This is a genomic window from Sphingopyxis sp. HIX (assembly GCF_001468285.1).
Lineage (GTDB): Bacteria > Pseudomonadota > Alphaproteobacteria > Sphingomonadales > Sphingomonadaceae > Sphingopyxis.
The window spans coordinates 20,082-35,878 of the sequence record NZ_LNSB01000016.1 but is presented as its reverse complement, the minus strand read 5'-3'; the positions used below and the strand labels follow the sequence as shown (position 1 = coordinate 35,878).

General features: G+C 70.0%; 17 protein-coding genes and 1 other RNA gene. 4 read left to right on the top strand and 14 right to left on the bottom strand.

Features of this window, described 5'->3' with window-relative positions; all coding sequences use genetic code 11:
* Positions 1-51: 51 nt before the first annotated feature.
* Together greA and ATE62_RS09430 are read left to right on the top strand one after the other, a co-directional pair.
* Positions 52-528: a transcription elongation factor GreA gene (gene greA, locus ATE62_RS23260; protein WP_058809982.1), complete on the top strand. Its 477-nt coding sequence runs from the start codon at positions 52-54 to the stop codon at positions 526-528.
* Positions 529-544: 16 nt separating this feature from the next.
* Positions 545-1,180 (top strand): rhomboid family intramembrane serine protease, encoded by a 636-nt coding sequence (locus tag ATE62_RS09430; protein WP_058809997.1) that lies wholly within the window; start codon positions 545-547, stop codon positions 1,178-1,180.
* Here the strand turns inward: ATE62_RS09430 and ATE62_RS09425 are convergent.
* From ATE62_RS09425 to ATE62_RS09405, 5 genes are read right to left on the bottom strand one after another with little or no spacing between them, the layout of a single operon-like run.
* A complete protein-coding gene (locus tag ATE62_RS09425; protein WP_058809981.1) occupies positions 1,177-1,725 on the bottom strand; it encodes an NUDIX hydrolase in 549 nt (182 codons plus the stop codon). The two genes, ATE62_RS09430 and ATE62_RS09425, sit on opposite strands and share 4 nt — an antisense overlap.
* 14 nt (positions 1,726-1,739) lie before the next feature.
* Positions 1,740-2,426 (bottom strand): TPM domain-containing protein, encoded by a 687-nt coding sequence (locus ATE62_RS09420; protein WP_058809980.1) that lies wholly within the window; start codon positions 2,424-2,426, stop codon positions 1,740-1,742.
* 11 nt (positions 2,427-2,437) lie between these two features.
* Entirely contained in the window at positions 2,438-3,169 is a 732-nt protein-coding gene (locus tag ATE62_RS09415) for a TPM domain-containing protein (RefSeq protein WP_058818503.1), read from the bottom strand.
* A complete protein-coding gene (locus ATE62_RS09410; protein ID WP_058810624.1) occupies positions 3,166-3,696 on the bottom strand; it encodes a TPM domain-containing protein in 531 nt (176 codons plus the stop codon). Before ATE62_RS09410 ends, ATE62_RS09415 begins: the two co-directional genes overlap by 4 nt.
* Before the next feature lies 1 nt (position 3,697).
* Positions 3,698-4,300: a LemA family protein gene (locus tag ATE62_RS09405; RefSeq protein WP_058810623.1), complete on the bottom strand. Its 603-nt coding sequence runs from the start codon at positions 4,298-4,300 to the stop codon at positions 3,698-3,700.
* Positions 4,301-4,418: 118 nt separating this feature from the next.
* On the opposite strand from ATE62_RS09405, the gene mscL reads away from it, so the two are divergent.
* Together mscL and ssrA are read left to right on the top strand one after the other, a co-directional pair.
* Positions 4,419-4,835, top strand: a complete 417-nt coding sequence (mscL, locus tag ATE62_RS09400) for a large conductance mechanosensitive channel protein MscL (RefSeq protein WP_058810622.1) — start codon at positions 4,419-4,421, stop codon at positions 4,833-4,835.
* 34 nt (positions 4,836-4,869) lie between these two features.
* Positions 4,870-5,228, top strand: a transfer-messenger RNA (tmRNA) gene (ssrA, locus tag ATE62_RS22875).
* Between the two features lie 47 nt (positions 5,229-5,275).
* Here the strand turns inward: ssrA and ATE62_RS09395 are convergent.
* The 9 genes from ATE62_RS09395 to ATE62_RS09355 all read right to left on the bottom strand — a co-directional run bounded on the left by ATE62_RS09395 (position 5,276) and on the right by ATE62_RS09355 (position 15,792).
* Positions 5,276-9,112: a DUF2339 domain-containing protein gene (locus tag ATE62_RS09395; protein WP_156422278.1), complete on the bottom strand. Its 3,837-nt coding sequence runs from the start codon at positions 9,110-9,112 to the stop codon at positions 5,276-5,278.
* A gap of 115 nt (positions 9,113-9,227) precedes the next feature.
* Positions 9,228-9,755 carry a bifunctional adenosylcobinamide kinase/adenosylcobinamide-phosphate guanylyltransferase gene (gene cobU / locus ATE62_RS09390; RefSeq protein WP_058806401.1) on the bottom strand — a complete coding sequence of 176 codons (528 nt, stop codon included), beginning with the start codon at positions 9,753-9,755 and terminating at the stop codon, positions 9,228-9,230.
* Positions 9,752-11,209, bottom strand: coding sequence for a cobyric acid synthase (locus tag ATE62_RS09385; RefSeq protein WP_058806400.1), 1,458 nt, complete (start codon positions 11,207-11,209; stop codon positions 9,752-9,754). The genes cobU and ATE62_RS09385 overlap by 4 nt, the downstream gene beginning before the upstream one ends.
* The gene (gene cbiB, locus ATE62_RS09380; protein WP_058806399.1) at positions 11,197-12,135 is read right to left on the bottom strand and encodes an adenosylcobinamide-phosphate synthase CbiB; all 939 of its coding nucleotides are present in this window, start codon (positions 12,133-12,135) and stop codon (positions 11,197-11,199) included. The genes ATE62_RS09385 and cbiB overlap by 13 nt, the downstream gene beginning before the upstream one ends.
* Positions 12,128-13,102, bottom strand: coding sequence for an aminotransferase class I/II-fold pyridoxal phosphate-dependent enzyme (locus ATE62_RS09375; protein WP_058806398.1), 975 nt, complete (start codon positions 13,100-13,102; stop codon positions 12,128-12,130). Before ATE62_RS09375 ends, cbiB begins: the two co-directional genes overlap by 8 nt.
* Entirely contained in the window at positions 13,099-13,818 is a 720-nt protein-coding gene (locus tag ATE62_RS09370; RefSeq protein ID WP_058806397.1) for an adenosylcobinamide-GDP ribazoletransferase, read from the bottom strand. Before ATE62_RS09370 ends, ATE62_RS09375 begins: the two co-directional genes overlap by 4 nt.
* Positions 13,815-14,375 (bottom strand): histidine phosphatase family protein, encoded by a 561-nt coding sequence (locus tag ATE62_RS09365; protein WP_058806396.1) that lies wholly within the window; start codon positions 14,373-14,375, stop codon positions 13,815-13,817. The genes ATE62_RS09370 and ATE62_RS09365 overlap by 4 nt, the downstream gene beginning before the upstream one ends.
* Positions 14,372-15,388 carry a nicotinate-nucleotide--dimethylbenzimidazole phosphoribosyltransferase gene (gene cobT, locus ATE62_RS09360; RefSeq protein ID WP_058806395.1) on the bottom strand — a complete coding sequence of 339 codons (1,017 nt, stop codon included), beginning with the start codon at positions 15,386-15,388 and terminating at the stop codon, positions 14,372-14,374. The genes ATE62_RS09365 and cobT overlap by 4 nt, the downstream gene beginning before the upstream one ends.
* Positions 15,385-15,792, bottom strand: a complete 408-nt coding sequence (locus ATE62_RS09355; protein WP_058806394.1) for a DUF1636 domain-containing protein — start codon at positions 15,790-15,792, stop codon at positions 15,385-15,387. The genes cobT and ATE62_RS09355 overlap by 4 nt, the downstream gene beginning before the upstream one ends.
* Between the last annotated feature and the right edge of the window lie 5 nt (positions 15,793-15,797).

Below are 15,797 nucleotides of genomic sequence, written 5' to 3'. Positions count from 1 at the left end.
GCCCGGCGCTCTCCCGCCGGGGCAGGATTATTGACGAAGGACAACAGGATAATGGCAAGCGTTGAAAAGGTGCCGATGCTGGCAGAAGGCTATGAGAAGCTGAGCGCACAGCTCAGCGCTCTCAAGGCCGAGCGACCGTTGATCGTCGATGCGATCGAGGAAGCGCGCGCGCATGGCGACCTTTCGGAAAATGCCGAATATCACGCCGCGAAAGAGCGTCAGGGCCAGGTCGAAGCGACGATCGGCGACCTTGAGGACCGGCTGTCGCGCGCGCAGGTGATCGACCCGACGACGCTGTCGGGCGACCGCATCGTGTTCGGCGCGACCGTTACCCTCGCCGACGAGGACGACAAGCCGATCCGCTACCAGATCGTCGGGCAGGCTGAAGCCGATGCCAAGGACGGCAAGATCAGCTACAACTCGCCGCTGGGCCGCGCGCTGATCGGGCGCCGCGTCGACGACGAGATCGAGGTGACCGTGCCCGCGGGCGACAAATATTATCTGGTGACCAAGATCGAATTCGTCTGACCGGGTGCCCGCGTCGATGAACGCCGCCCGGACCCCCGTGATCACCGGCTATGCGGTGGCGTGCGTCGTCATCTTCGTGCTGCTGGCGATCACGGGTTATGAGCAGCAGGCCTTCGTCGGCGCCGGGTTCATCCCGGGGCGTTTCGGCAGCGAGCTGATCGCGCCGCCCGGGACGCTGCTGCCCTTCGCCCTGACGCCATTGTCCTCGGCCTTCCTGCACGCCGGGGTGCTGCATCTCGTCTTCAACATGGTGATGCTGCTGTTCATCGGACGCCAGCTCGAAACGCCGCTCGGTTCCTCGGCGACGGCCTTCCTGCTCGTCGCCGGGGCCTATGCCGGCGCGCTCGCGCAATGGATCGCGAATCCCGCATCGCTCGTCGTGGTGATCGGCGCGAGCGGGGCGATTTCGGCGCTGCTCGCGGTCTATGCGCTGATCTTCAGCCGCACGCGGACTTCGGCGATCGGGCCGATCCCCGGTCCCTGGGTGCGCGCCTTGTGGCTCGCCGCGGCGTGGATCGGGCTGCAACTGCTCATCGGCATCGCGGGCGGCGGCGACTTCGCCAATATCGCGATCTGGGCGCATGTCGGCGGCTTCCTCGCCGGACTGCTGCTGGCGCGCCCGCTGCTGCGCTGGCGCTTCAAGGGGCGCTAGACCCCCGCGAGCAGCCCGCCCACCAGCAGCATCGCGACGCGCACGTCGATGCCGCAGCCCTCGGCGCGTTTCGCCGCGACGAAATCCTCGATCCCGGCGAGCGGCACGCGGTGGACGATGATATCCTCGCTATCGACCCCGCCGCCTTCGCCGACCTTGGTGAGGCCGGTCGCCACCAGCAGGGTGAAGCTTTCGCTGACCATGCCGGGCGAGGAGTAGAATTCGCCGACATTGCGCCAGTGGGCGGCGGCATAACCCGTCTCTTCGTCGAGTTCGCGCGCCGCGGCGAGCTCGGCCGCCTCGCCCGCGGTGTCGTCGCCGACCAGCCCCGCGGGCATCTCGAGGCAGTTCATCCCCATCGGCACGCGATATTGCTCGACCAGGATGACATGGCGCCCGTCGGGGGCATCGTCGATCGCCAGGATCACCGCGGCATGGATGCCGCGCGCGCGCGACACATATTCCCACGTGCCCTGCTGCTTCACCGTGACGAAGCGGCCCTCCCAGCGCGTTTCGATGGGGGTGCCGGGGGCGGGGCGGGACATGGGCTATTCTCTTTCTAGAGCTCGATCAGCCGGTCGGGCAGTTCGTTCGGATTTTCGCTGCCGCGCGGGAAATGCTCGGTGAGCACGGCGCCCATCTGGCGCACCGCTTCGGCCATGCCTTCGCCGGGGCGGCCCGCGCGGACATGGTCGATCAGCGCCGCCATGGCGTCACCCCACACCTCGGGCGACACTTTGGCGGCGATCGCCTGGTCGGCGACGATATCGGCACGGTGCTCCTTGAGGCTGACGTAGAGCAACACGCCGGTGCGGCCCTGCGTCTTGGCCTCGGTGCCGACCTTGAACAGGTCGACCGCGCGCGCGCGGACGCGGCCCGCCAGAATCGCGCGCGGGGTCAGCCACAGCCGCAGCGGGCGCCACAGCAGGATCAGCCACATGCCGATCCATTTGATGACGCCGACCGCGATCACCGTGCCCAGCCATTGATTGGCGGTGAGCTCATGCCCCCAGCCGCCGGTGATGCGGTCGTAAAGCCCGCGGTAGAATTCGGGGAAGAGCGCGATCACCGACATCGCGATGAAGGCGATGACGCTCGCCCAGACGAGCGCGACATCGTCATAATCGTTCGACTGCGCCGCAACGACGGTGACGATCTCGCCGCTCGTGCGCGCCTCGGCTGCGGCGACCGCGGCGGTGACGAGGTCGTGATCGGCGCTGCTCACATGGCTCACTTTGCGTGGCATCGTCCGTCCTCCTACCAGCCGCCCGACGATCCGCCGCCGCCGCCCCAGTCGTCATCGTCGCCCCAGATGATGATCGGGGCGCCCCACGGGCTGTTCTTGCGGCGCCGCTTCTTCCCCTTGCGCCCGAGGCTCGAGAGGATCGGCAGGACGAAGAAGAAAAAGATGATGATCGCGACGAAGATCAGCCCGCCGATGTCGCCGTCGTCGGCACTGTCCCGCTCGGCCTTGTCGGCGGCGGCGGCACGCTTGGCGGCCTCCTCGGGGGGCAGTTGCAGTTGCTTGATCGCGGCGTCGACCCCGGCGTCGATGCCGCCGGGAATATCGCCCGCCTTGAATCGCGGGGTGATGTCGTCGCGGATGATGATCCACGCCATGGCGTCGGGAAAGGCGCCCTCGATGCCGTCGCCGACCTCGAACCGCAGGCGCCGCTCCTTGGGCGCGACGATCAGGATCAGCCCGTCGTCGCGCTCGGCGTCGCCCAGCTTCCAGGCATTACCCATCCGATAGCCCCAGTCGGAAATGTCATAGCCTTCGAGGTCGGGCAGGGTGACGACGACGAACTGTTGCTGTGTCGCCGACTGGAAACCGCGAAGCTTGGCGTCGAGCGCCGCCTCCTGCGCGGGGTCGAGCTGGTCGGCGAGGTCCATGACCGGGCCGGTGAGCTTGGGGATCGTCTGCGCGGCGGCGGGCGACAGCGCCAATGCCGCAAGCATCGTGAGCAGCGCGAGCAAGCGCCCGATCATTGGCTCCCTCCCGTTTCCGCTTCGATCGCGGCGATGGCGGTGTCGATGCCTCCGGCATAGTCGCCTGCCGTGAAATGCGGGGTCATCCTGTCGATCACCGTTGCCGCCTTCGCGTCGGTCAATGTCTTTTCCATGCCGAGGCCGGTTGCGATCCGCACCTGCCTTTCCGCCGGCGCGACGAGGACCAGGATGCCGTCGTCCGCATCCTTGCGCCCGATGCCCCAGCGGTTGGCGGTGCAGGTGGCGAAGGTGTCGATCGGCTGGCCCGCTAGGCTCGCCGCGGTCAGGACGACCATCTGGTGGCGCGTCGCCTGCTCATAGGCGGCGAGGCGGGCTTCCAGCCGGCTTTCATCGGCCGCGGCGAGAATGTCCGCGGCGTCGGTCACCCGGCCGGCCAGTTCCACTTTCGGCACCGGCGCGCATTCGGCGTCCTCGGCCGCGGCTGCCTTCTCCGGGGCGGGGGCAGCCTTGCAGCCTACGAGCAGCAAGGCCGTTGCCAAAGCCGTCAGGACCGCGCCTGCGCGCACCCTATTGGCCGAGGTTCATCTTCGGTGCTTCGTCGGCGCCCTTGGTGACCGCCTTGAACGGCACCATCGGCTCGGCGCCGTGCACGATCTTCGCGCCGATGATGTCGGGGAAGGTGCGGATCGTCGTATTATAGTCCTGCACCGCGCCATTATATTCCTCGCGCGCGCGCGACACGCGGTTCTCGGTGCCCTCGATCTGGATCTGCGCGGTCTCGACATTCTTGGGCGAGACGAGGTTCGGATATTGCTCGACCGTGACGAGCAGGCGGCTCAGCGCGCTGCCATATTGGTCCTGCGCCTGCTGATATTGCTCGACCTTGGCGGCGTCCTTGAGGTCGTCGCCGGTGAGCTGGATCGACGAGGCTTTCGAACGCGCCTCTGCAACGCCGACGAACACCGACTTCTCCTGGTTCATCGCGCCCTTCACCAGCGCTTCGATATTGGGGTAGAGGTCGACGCGGCGCTGATATTCATTTTCGACATTCGCCCATTTCGCCTTCGCCGCCTCTTCCTTGGTCGGCACGCTGTTGATGCCGCAGGCGGACAGGCTCAGCGCGGCGACGGGCAGGATCATCCAGCGGGCGGAACGCATGGTCATGGTCATCGAGGCTCCCTCCGGCGGCGTTTTGCCGCAACAATACAGATAATAGGATGGTGCTTGCCTTTGTGCAATCCGCGCGGCACCTTCGGCACGCAGGACCAACCATCCGGGGAGAGCCAAGATGTTGGCAGAGTTCAGGGAATTTATCGCGCGCGGCAATGTCATAGACCTCGCGGTCGGTGTGATCATCGGCGGCGCCTTTGCGACGATCACCAAGTCGCTGACCGAGGATCTGATCATGCCCGTCGTCGGCTGGATCTTCGGCGGGGTCGATTTTTCGAACATGTTCATCCTGCTGGGCGACGTGCCCGCGGGCGTCTCGCCGACCGACTATGCCAAGCTCAAGGAAGCCGGGGTCGCGATGTTCGGCTATGGCGCATTCATCACCGCGACGATCAATTTCCTGATCCTGGCGTGGATCATCTTCCTGCTCGTGAAGGCGGTGAACAAGGCCGTGCGCAGGGAACCCGACGCGCCCGCGGGCCCGACCGAGGTCGAACTGCTGGCCGAAATCCGCGACGAACTGCGCAAGAAATAATTTTCCACCGCTTTTCAACGGCAAGCCCGTCCGCGCCCTTTCCAAGCGCGGGCGGGCTTCCTATATGGGGAAGGTCGGCCTCGGCCGACTATGAGGATAAATGTTGCCGTGGAATAGGCACAGCGGACCCGGGGGCAGTACCCGGCGGCTCCACCACGAACCCGCGCCCTTCCAGAAGGGGTGCGCGGGTTTCTGACGGGGCCGAACCAGGATCGACGTGTGTTCAAAGACGGTGGTTTCTTCCGGGCTGAGTAACCCGTTAAAGGCTCAAAACCAATAAGTGCTAACGATAACGAAGCACTCGCTCTGGCTGCGTAACCGATAAGCCTCACGGCCTAAGGTTATTCAAATAGAACGCGGTTCGGACCGAACCGGGCAACAGAATCGGATACCAGCGGCTGGGGACGAGCCGGGCAACAGAATCGTCCCACCTTTTCCCGTCACTCCAGCTTTTCAGGTGCCTCTGGCGCCGGTGCCGATGGCCGCGCGAGCTGGCGGCTGTAGAGCCAGCCGATGCCGATCAGGCTGAACCCCAGCACCACGAACGACCCGATGCGCAGCAATCCTTCGAGCCCCGAGGCGTCGAACAGGAACACCTTGCCCACCGCGCCGAGCATCAGGATCAGCGACGCGATGCGCCAGTCGTGGCGGTTGCGGCGGATACCCCAGAGCAGGAAGCCGATCGCGAGCGCGAGGATCAGGATCGAGCGCAGGATATTCTCGGTCGCGGTGACCCCCGGTTCGACCAGCAGGCCCCCGTGGAAGAGCTGGCGCAGCGTCGCCCAGGCAAAACCCGCGACGAGCAGCATCGTCGCAACCTGCACCACACGGTCGAGCAGCGCGGGGGCGTTCGGGAAAAGCCGCTGGATCAGCTTCAGCCCCAGCCAGGGCAGCAGGAAGAAGGGGATGAGCAGGTTGAGGGCCGGCCAGTCGCCGACCGCCTGCGCCTTCCACAGGGGATTGTGGAGCATCAGCCCGTACCAGACCGCATGCGCCGTCCCCGCGAAGACGAGCGCGCGGGCGAGGCCTGTCCATTGCCGCGCCATCGCCAGCCAGCCGCCGCCGATCAGCAATGCCTCCCACAGTACGCGCTGGCCGACGCCGGTCGTCACGAAATCGTCGCCGGCGACCGCCGCGAAGCCGAGGCGATAGAGACAATGGACCGCGATGCCGCCCACGATGCCCGCGATGGCGAAGCCGGCGAGGAGCAGCCAGCGCGGCAGCCGGTCGCGGATCAGCCACAGGGGCGCGGCGAACAGCGCGGCGGGGATCAGCAGGCGCAGCAGCAACTGGTCGACCGCGAGCGCGGGGTGGGCGAGCAGCATCGGCTGTCCCGCGATCGACATCAGCGCCTCGAGCGCCCAGGCCGCGACCGGGACCGCAGCCCAGGCGAGGCTGAGCACGGCAAAGCTGGCGGCCGCGCCGTCGATGCGCGGCAAGGCGATGCGCCGCACCGCGAGCAAGGCGGTCGCGCCGCCGATCGCCGGGACCAGCATCAGCCAGCCCCCGGGGACGATCTGCGCGAAGGCGCCATAAGCGAGTAGCGCCGCGGCGATCTGGCCGGCGCGCCGGATGACGGGGGTGTCCGACCGGAGCGCATAAGCGAGGCCCGCGAAAGCGAGGCCGGCCCAGCGCAGCACTTCGGTCGCCCCGACCGCGGCGTCGCTGCCATAGAGGCGGGTCCATTGCGCGAGCAGGTTCGGGCCCGTTCCGGCGAGCAGCAACAGGCTGAGCTGCGCATAGACGAGCGAGAGCAATTCGACCGGATAGGCGGCGCGGCGCCGGCCGATGGCGAAGAGCGCCATCGCCACGGCGCCCATCGCGAGCGGCAGGCTCCAGCCGGGAACGACCTGCGCGAGCGTGCCATAGGCGAGCGCGCCCGCGGTCGCGAGCGCGGCGAAGCGCAGGGCGCGATGGCCGGCCTTCGCCGCGAACAGCGCGAACAGCGCGGTCATGCCCGCCCAGCGGATGACGTCGGTCGCGGCGACCGCGGCGTCGCTGCCGAACAAGCGGCTCCATTGCGCGGGCAGATTGGGGCCCGTCGCGGCGAGCAGCGCGAGCGCGGCGAGGCCGAAGGCGGCGGAGAGGAGTTCGACCGGCAGCGAGGCGCCGCGCCGCGCGAGGAGGAAGAGACCGAGCGTGACCGCGCCCATCGCGAGCGTCAGGCTCCATCCCGGGACGACCTGTGCGAGCATGCCATAGGCGAGGCCGCCGGCGATGGCGAGCGCGGCGGCGCGCAGGACGCGGCCCTCGGCCTTGCCGGCGAACAGCGCCAGCAGCGCCGTCAGGCCCGCCCAGCGCAGCAGCGCCTGCGTGGCGAAGCCGTCACCGGCGCCGACGAAGAGGCGCGGCAGTTCGGCGAAAGCGAGCGGGGTCGCGACCAGCGACACCAGCGCCGTGGCCGCGAAACCCGCAGCGATCGGCTCGATGCGCTTGTCGCCCGCCGTCTTGCCGAAGAAGAGCAGCGCGGCCGCCACGCCGCCGATCGCGAAGGGCGTCATCCAGTGCGGCAGCAGGAGGATGCCCGCGAGCGCGAGCAGGATGCCGCCGGTCGCGGTCAGCCAGGCGAAGCGGCTGTCGGCGGTGCGATCCTCGGCCTTCCAGCCGAGCGCGATGCCCGTGCCGGCGACGAGCGCGGCGCCGAGTGCGACGAGCGCCAGGGCGCTGTCGGCGATATCCCAGAAATGCCATTTGACCAGCGGCGGCGCGGCGAGCGCCAGCGCGCAAAGCTCGAGCGTGCGGCGCAAGGTCCGCGTCTCGCCCCACAGCTTCGCGAGCAGGGGCAGCGCGTGGATCGCGGCGAGCGCGAGGCCGATGGTGGCGAACCAGCCCGCCGCCGGATCGGGCCAGACGGCGAGCAGCAGGATCGACAGCGCGAGGCTGATCGAGGGGACGATCGCGAAGTCCTTTTCGCGCCAGGCGAGCCACTGGCCCGCCGCGGCGATCAGGATGAACAGCCCCCAGTGGAGCGGCGCGAAGCCGCCGATGCCGACGAGCAGCGCGAGCTGCAACGCGCCCACGATCGCCGATCCGGCGCGGAGCAGCGCGGCGCGCGGGCCGTCGAAGGCGATCATCGGCAGCGCCAGCGCGAGGAGCAGCACATAGCCGCCGATCGACAGCGAGCCCAAAGTGTCGAGCGCGGTGGTCGCGAGCAGCATCCACAGGCTCCAGCCCACCCCGCCGAAGAAGGCGGCGAGCGCGAGCCACGGCCAGCGCTTCATCCGCGCGACCCCCGCGAGCCCTGCGATGGTGAGGCCGAGATAGACCGCGAGCAGCGGCACATTGGGTTCCATCGCTCCGACGAGCGCGGGCGCGGCGAGACCGCCTGCCAGCCCGAGCAGCGCGCTGGGCGGGCCGAAGCGTAGCGACAGTCCGAGCGCGCCCGCGGTAACCACGGCGAGCCCGACGAAGGCCGCCAGCGGGCCGATGAGGCCATAGACATTGGCCGCGACCAATATCGCGGCATAGAGCGTCGCAATGCCCGCGCCCGACAGCGCCTGCGGCACGCGGAGGTCGCGCACCTTGTCCTCGTTGCGCCAGGCATATTCGGCGCCGCCGATCAGCCCGAGGCCGAAGAGCATGCCGGCGATGACCTGGACACCGGGGGTGAAGACGCGCGCGAAGAAGCCCGCGTCGATCGCATAGCGGACGATCAGCACGCCCGCGATCGCGAGGGTGATGCCACCGGCCCAGATCGGCAGCGTCTTGCCGAACAGGTTCTCGAAGCGCGACGCCATCGTCGGCGGCGGTCCGGGCGGGGCGGGGGGCGGTCCGGCAGGGGGTTCGGGCTCGGGCAACTTGGCCTTGAGAACGGGCTCCTCGACCGCGGGTTCGGGGGCAACCGGTTCCGGCGCCGCGGGTTCGGCGGCGACGGGTTCAGGAACGATCGGCTCATCCTCGACCGGGGCTTCCTGCTCGATCGACGGCAGCGGCGCGCTCGCGGCGGCGACCGGTGCGGGCAGGTCTTCGGTTTCGGGTTCGACAGCCGCCTCGGGCTCGATTTCCGCGGGTGCCGGTTCTTCGGGCGCCGGTACGTCGGGCTTCGGCTTCCAGCGGTCGATCGTTTCGGGCGAGGGCGCGACCCACGAGGGCGCCGGTGCGGGAGCGGGCGACGGGGTCGCCGTGGGCAACGGGGCGGCCGCATTGGCGCGCGCCTGTTCGGGGCTCTCGCCTTCCTTGGGAGGCAGCAATCCGGCGTGGCGCTGCAACGCGCCGATGCGCTTGGCGGCTTCGGCGAGCGTCGCCTCGGCCCGCTTGAGCCGGGCCCGTGCGTCCATCAGCAGAAGGAAAAGAACGACAGTCGACAGAAAAGCGAAAAAGCCGAGCACTGCGATCCCCTACACCCGCGCCATCCTAACAGCGAGCGAAGCGAAGTCGACCAACTTGTTATGGTTACTCGCGAAAGGAGGGCGGGGACTTGAGCGTCAGCGGCAGGCCCGCGGCGATCAATACGACTTCGGCGGTGGTTGCCGCGACCGCCTGGTTGAGGCGTCCCGCCGCGTCGCGGAAGGCCCGGGCGAGCGCATTGTCGGGCACGATGCCGAGCCCGACCTCGTTGGCGACGAGCAGGACATGGCCTTCGAAACGCGCGATCGCGGCGCAGAGGTCGGCGGTCGCGGCGTCGATGTCGCGTCCGGCGAGCAGCAGGTTCGAGGTCCAGAGCGTCAGGCAGTCGACGAGCAATACCGCGTCCGGGGCGCTGTGATCGGCGATGGCGGCGGGCAGGTCGTAAGGCGCATCGACCGTCGTCCAGCGCGCGTCGCGGTCGGCACGGTGGCGCGCGATGCGCTCTTCCATTTCGGCATCATAGGCTTCGGCGGTGGCGACGAAGATATGGCGCCCCGCGATGGCCTCGGCGCGGGCCTGCGCGTAGCGGCTCTTGCCCGAGCGCGCGCCGCCGAGGACGAAGAGGCTGGTCATGCGCCGCGCCTCGCGAGCGCGAGCAAGGCATCTATGTCGACATGCGCAGCGAGTTCGCCGGCGATGTCATCGAGTGCGGCGTCGACGTCGGCCTTATGGTCGCGGCCGTTGCCGGTGAGGCCGAGCCGCGCGAGCAGGGCGCTGCGCAGGTCCGGCGCGGCGAGCAGGCCGTGGAGATAGGAGCCGATGACGCGGCCGTCGGCGCTGATCGCGCCGTCGCTCGTGCCGTCGTCGAGGCGCGCGAAAGGATGCGCGGTGCCGGGGCCGCCGGTTTCGCCCATATGCATCTCGTAGCCCGCAACGGGGACGTCGAGCGCTTCGCCCTTCACATGGCGCAGCCTTTTCGCGGGCGACAGGATCGTCTCGACGTCGAGCAGCCCGAGCCCCTCGGCGTGCATGGCTTCGCCTTCGATGCCGAGCGGGTCGGCGACGCTGCGGCCGAGCATCTGGTAGCCGCCGCACAGCCCCAGGATCATGCCGCCGCGGCGGTGGTGCGCCTTGATGTCGATGTCCCAGCCCTCGCGGCGCAGCGCGGCGAGGTCGGCGATCGTCGCCTTCGATCCCGGCAGGACGATCATCGCCGCCTCGGCGGGGATCGGGCGGCCGGGCGGGACCATGACCAGCTCGACCGCGGGTTCGCGCTTGAGCGGGTCGAGGTCGTCGAAGTTGGAAATGCGCGGCAGGATCGGGCAGGCGATCAGCTTGCGCCCCTCGCGCAGATCGGCGGGGCGTTCGAGGATTACCGCATCCTCGCTCGGCAGCCGCGCGGCGGCGGCGAGCCAGGGGATGACGCCGAAACCCGGCCAGCCGGTGCGCGCTTCGATTTCGCGATAGCCGTCCTCGAACAGCGCGGGGTCGCCGCGGAACTTGTTGATCAGGAAGCCGCGGATCATCGCGGCATCCGCGGGATCGATCACCGCCTTGGTCCCCACGACCGAGGCGATCACGCCGCCGCGGTCGATGTCGCCGATCAGCACGACGGGGACGGCCGCGGCGCGCGCGAAACCCATGTTCGCGATGTCGCCGGCGCGCAGGTTGATCTCGGCGGGCGAGCCCGCGCCTTCGACGACGACGAGGTCGCACGTGGCGCGGAGCCGGTCGTAGCTCTGCATGACCTCGGCCAACAGGCTGCCGCGCGCCTCGCGGAAATTGCCGCTGCCGAGCGTGCCGCGGACCCGGCCGTGAACGATCAGCTGCGACGTCCGGTCGGCCTGCGGTTTCAGTAGCACGGGGTTCATGTCGCTGTGCGGCTGGGTGCGGCAGGCGAGCGCCTGAAGCGCCTGCGCGCGCCCGATCTCGCCGCCATCGATCGTGACCGCGGCGTTGTTCGACATATTCTGCGGCTTGAAGGGGCGCACGGTCAGCCCGCGGTTGGCGAAGGCGCGGCAGAGGCCGGCGACGAGCACCGACTTGCCGACGTCCGAGCCGGTACCCTGCAGCATCAGCGCGCCCATGCGGCGCCTCCCGCGATCAGCCAGAGCAGGGCACAGGCGATGCGGTAGATGCGGAGCGCGTGGCGGATATCGAAGGCGGTGGCGGCGGAGCTGCCGTCGCCGATCCAGGGCTTGTCGTGCATGACGCCCTCATAGGCGACCGGTCCCGCGAGCCGAAGCCCCAATGCGCCCGCCATCGCGGCCTCGGGCCAGCCGGCGTTGGGCGAGGCGTGGTTGCGCGCGTCGCGGACCATGATGCGCCAGCCGCTGCTTCCTGCGAGGCAGATAAGGACAGCGGCAAGGCGCGCGGGGATCAGGTTCATCGCGTCGTCGGTGCGGGCTGACGCCCAGCCATAGGCGCGCCAGCGGGGCTCGCGGTGGCCGATCAGGCTGTCGGCGGTGTTGACCGCTTTGTAGATCCAGATGCCGGGCAGGCCGAGGAGGAGGAGCCAGAGGAGCGGTGCGGCGACGCCGTCGCAGAAGCTTTCGGCGAGGCTCTCGATCGCGGCGCGCGCGACGCCGCTTTCGTCGAGCGCGGCGGTATCGCGCCCGACGATCGCGGCGACGGCTTCGCGCGCTGCGGGAAGGCCGTGGTGTTCGAGCGCGTCGGCGACGGCGCGGACATGCTCGAAGAGGCTGCGCTGCGCGAGCGCGGGCCAGGCGAGGAAGGCGACGGCGAGCCAGCCGTGGGTGCCGAGGTGGCGGAGCAGCGTGCTTTGGATGAGCCATGCGGTGCCGCCGACGAGCGCGACGAGCAGGAGCAGCGCGAACAGGCCGAGCAGGCGGCGGGTGGCGAAGCTTTGTTCGGGCCGGTTCCAGCGCCGCTCGAGCCCCTCGATCAGCCATGCGAATAGCCCGACCGGGTGACCTACGCGGCGATAGAGCGCGGCGGGCCAGCCGAACGCGGCATCGAGCGCCAGCGCGGCAAGAGCGACCGGCTCAGCCATCGGCGAGCGCGGCGCTGAGGCGGACGAGCGCTTCGTCGTCGGCGGGCAGGCCGAGGCGCAGCCAATGCGGCTGGTCGGCGAAGGGGCGGGCGAGGATCGCGCGGCGGGCGAGGCGGTCGAACAGCGCGGGCGCGGCTTCGGTTTCGATCAGCCGGAACAGCGGGCAGGCGCCTTGCGGGCGGTAGCCAGCTCCAGCCAGTATGGCATCGAGCGCAGCGGCTTGGCCGGGCAGGCGACGGCGGGCGGCGGCGATCCAGTCGGTATCGGCATAGGCCGCAGTCCCGATGGCGATCGCAGCCGCGGAAAGCGGCCAGGCGCCGAGCATCGCGCGCAGGTCTTGCAGGAAGGGCTCGGGGCCGAGGACGAAACCGAGCCGCACCCCGGCGAGGCCGAAAAATTTGCCGAAGGAACGGAAGACGAGCAGGCGGCGGTCGTCGGCGATCCGCGCGGCGATGCTCGGCGCCGGGTCGCAATCGGCGAAGGCTTCGTCGACGAGCAGCCAGCCGGCGTCGCCGCGCGTAGCGAGGAGTGCGTCGAGGGCTTCCGGTGCGAGGATACGCCCGTCGGGGTTGTTCGGGTTGGCGAGGATGATCGTGCCGCCTTGTACCGCGAGGTCGGCGTCGGCGGCGGCAAGGCTGCCCGCGATCATCTCGCTGTGCGTGCGATAGCTCGGCGCCGCATGCCGCGCTTCGCCGCCGATCAGCCGCCCGGCGAGGCGCAGGCCGATTTCGGTGCCGGGAACGGCGCAGACGTGGTGGGGATCGGCGCCGAAAAAGGCGGCGGCGACGGCCTCCAGTTCTGCAAGCGCGTCGCGGTCGGGCAGGCGCTGCCAGTCGATAGGAATTCGGTTTGCGTCCGGCCAAGGCAACGGATTGATCCCGGTCGACAGGTCGATCCAATCGCCGCCGCCGAAGCGGCGCTTGGCGGCGGCGAGGTTGCCGCCGTGCCAGGTCCAGGCCCCGGTCATGCGACGTGCGGCCAGACGAGCGCGGCGAGCAGGAGCGCGCTTTCGACGATCTCGATCCCGGCGCCATGGCCATCGCCCGAGATGCCGCCGATCTTGCGAAGCAGCCACCAGCCCCATGCGGCGAGCAGCAGCGGAGTAAGCAGCAGCGATGGCGACCACCAGGCGGCGGTGAAAAGCAGCAGCGCCCAGATCGCGAGATCGACGGGGCGGATCACACCCCGGAAGCGCGCGCCGAGCCCGGCGTGGAGGTCGGGCAACCAGCGCGACCAGAGCAGGGGGCCGATGCGCGCGACGAAGGGGACGAGCGCGATGGCAATGAAGGCTTCGCCCTCGATCAGCGCGTGCAGCAGGGCCAGCTTGGCGATGAGTTGCAGAGCGATCGCTACCACCGCGAAGCTGCCGACATGCGGGTCCGACATGACTTCGAGCATCCGGTCCCGGTCCTTGTGTGCCGCGCCCGCGGCGTCGGCGATGTCGCCGAGCCCGTCGAGGTGCAGCGCGCCGGTGACTGCGACCCAGAGCAGCAGTGCGGCGAGCGCGCCGGTCCAGGGATCGAGCCGTGCGCCCGCCCAGCCGCCCGCCGCGACGAGCGCGCCGACGATCAGGCCGACGGCGGGGAACCAGCGCATCGAGGCGGCGAATTCCTCGCTCGACACCGCGATGCGCGGCGTCGGCAGGCGCGTCAGGAATTGGATCGCGACGACGAGCCCTTTCATGGCCGGATCGCCACGAGCTGCGCGCTATCAGGCCAGACCTGCAACGACACGAGCACGCCATAGGGCAGGTCGAACGACCAGAGCTGGCGCTGGTCGAAGCCGCAGAGGCGGTGCAGCGCGGCGCGGATCGTGCCGCCGTGGGTGACGACCAAGGTGGCGCATGGCGCGAGGTCGGCGAGCGCCGCCGCCACGCGCGCGGCGAGCGCCGACCAGGGCTCGCCGCCGGGCGGCGGGTTGGCGTCGGGATCGCTCCAGAAGCGGCCGAGCGCTTCGGCGTCGATCGCGGAGCCGGGCTGGCCGTCCCAGTCGCCGAAGTCGAGTTCGCGCCAGCGCGGGTCGGTCGTCACGGGCAGGCCAGCCGCCTCGCCGATCGCCGTGGCGGCGGCATGGCAGCGTGCCAAGTCCGAGCTGATCAGCGTCTCGATCGCAAGACCCTTGGCCTGCGCCGCGCAGGCGGCGATGCCGTCTGCCGTGGGCGCCATGTCGGTGCGGCCGAGCAGCAATCCCGGCGTTTCGGGCGCGCCGTGGCGGAGCAGGTGGAGCGCGTATGGCTTCACAGCGATTCCGACACCGCGGCTTCGGCGAAGGTCGCCATCTCGCCATGTGCGGCGAGCGCGGCGCGGACTATGTTCGCCGCGACCGCCGCGCCGCTGCCCTCGCCGAGCCGCATGCCGAGCGACAGGATGGGTTCGAGCCCGAGGCTGTCCAGCAGACGCCGATGCCCCGGCTCGGCCGAGCAATGGCCCGCGAGGCAATGGTCGGTGATCGCCGGATTATCGGCGGCGAGCGGGGCGAGCGCCGCGCTGCAAATGAAACCGTCGAGCAGCACCGGCACGCCGAGCTGGCGCGCGCGCAGTGCCGCGCCCGCCATCGCCGCGATCTCGCGCCCGCCGACGCGGCGCAAACTCTCGAACGCCGAGGTCGCGGCATAGGCGTGGACTTCGAGCGCGCGCGCGACCACCGCGATCTTGCGCGCGATACCATCGCGATCGACCCCGGTGCCGGGGCCGGTCCAGTCGACCGCCGTGCCGCCGAAGCTGCGCGCGCAGAGCGCGGCGGCGGCGGTCGAATTGCCGATCCCCATCTCGCCGAGCAGCAGCAGGTCGAGGCCTTCGTCGACCACCGCGGCGCCCGTATTGAGCGCGTCGAGGCATTCGGTCGCGGACATCGCGGCGCCGACGGTGAAATCGGCGGTCGGGCGATCGAGGTCGAGCGGGACGATGACGAGGTCCAGCCCCGCGGCGCCCGCGAGCGCGTTGATCGCGGCGCCGCCGCTCCGGAAATTGGCGACCATCTGTTCGGTGACGCTGGGCGGAAAGGCGCTGACGCCGTGGACGGTCATCCCATGATTGCCCGCGAAGATCGCGGCGCGGCCATGCTCGACGCGCGGGCGCTCGCGGCGCTGCCAGCCGGCGAAGAAGATTGCGATCTCCTCAAGTCGCCCGAGCGATCCCGCGGGTTTGGTGAGCTGCGCCTGCCGTGCGCGGGCGGCATGCTGCGCTTCGCTGTCGGGGCCCGGCAGGTCGGCGAGCGCGGCCTCGAAGGCGGCGATGGAGGCGAAGATGGTCATTCGGCGATAAATCCTGCCGGCGGGGTGCGGGTGATGAAATGGCCCTTCACGCCTTCGGGCCACAGGGCGTAGGCGACGCGGCCATGCTCGCTGGCGGCATAGTGCACGGCGTAATCGAGGATTGCGCGCGCCGCTTCCTCGTCGGGGGCGAAGCGGCCGAGGACATAACCGACCTTGTCCGGCGCCCGCAGGTGGACGGTGCAATGATCCTGGCACGCGAAGAGGCACGGCATCGCCTGCACCGCGATGCCGGCGTAGCGCGGGTTGGATGCCTTGACGCGATCGAGCGCCTCGACCAGCCGCGCGCCGCCGGCGACGCCCGCGGCATCGGTGCGCGACAGGCGGTCGTGGCGGCAGGTGCTGCACGCCACGACCGCGGGGCCGGGGTCGACCGGGGTCAGCATGCGCC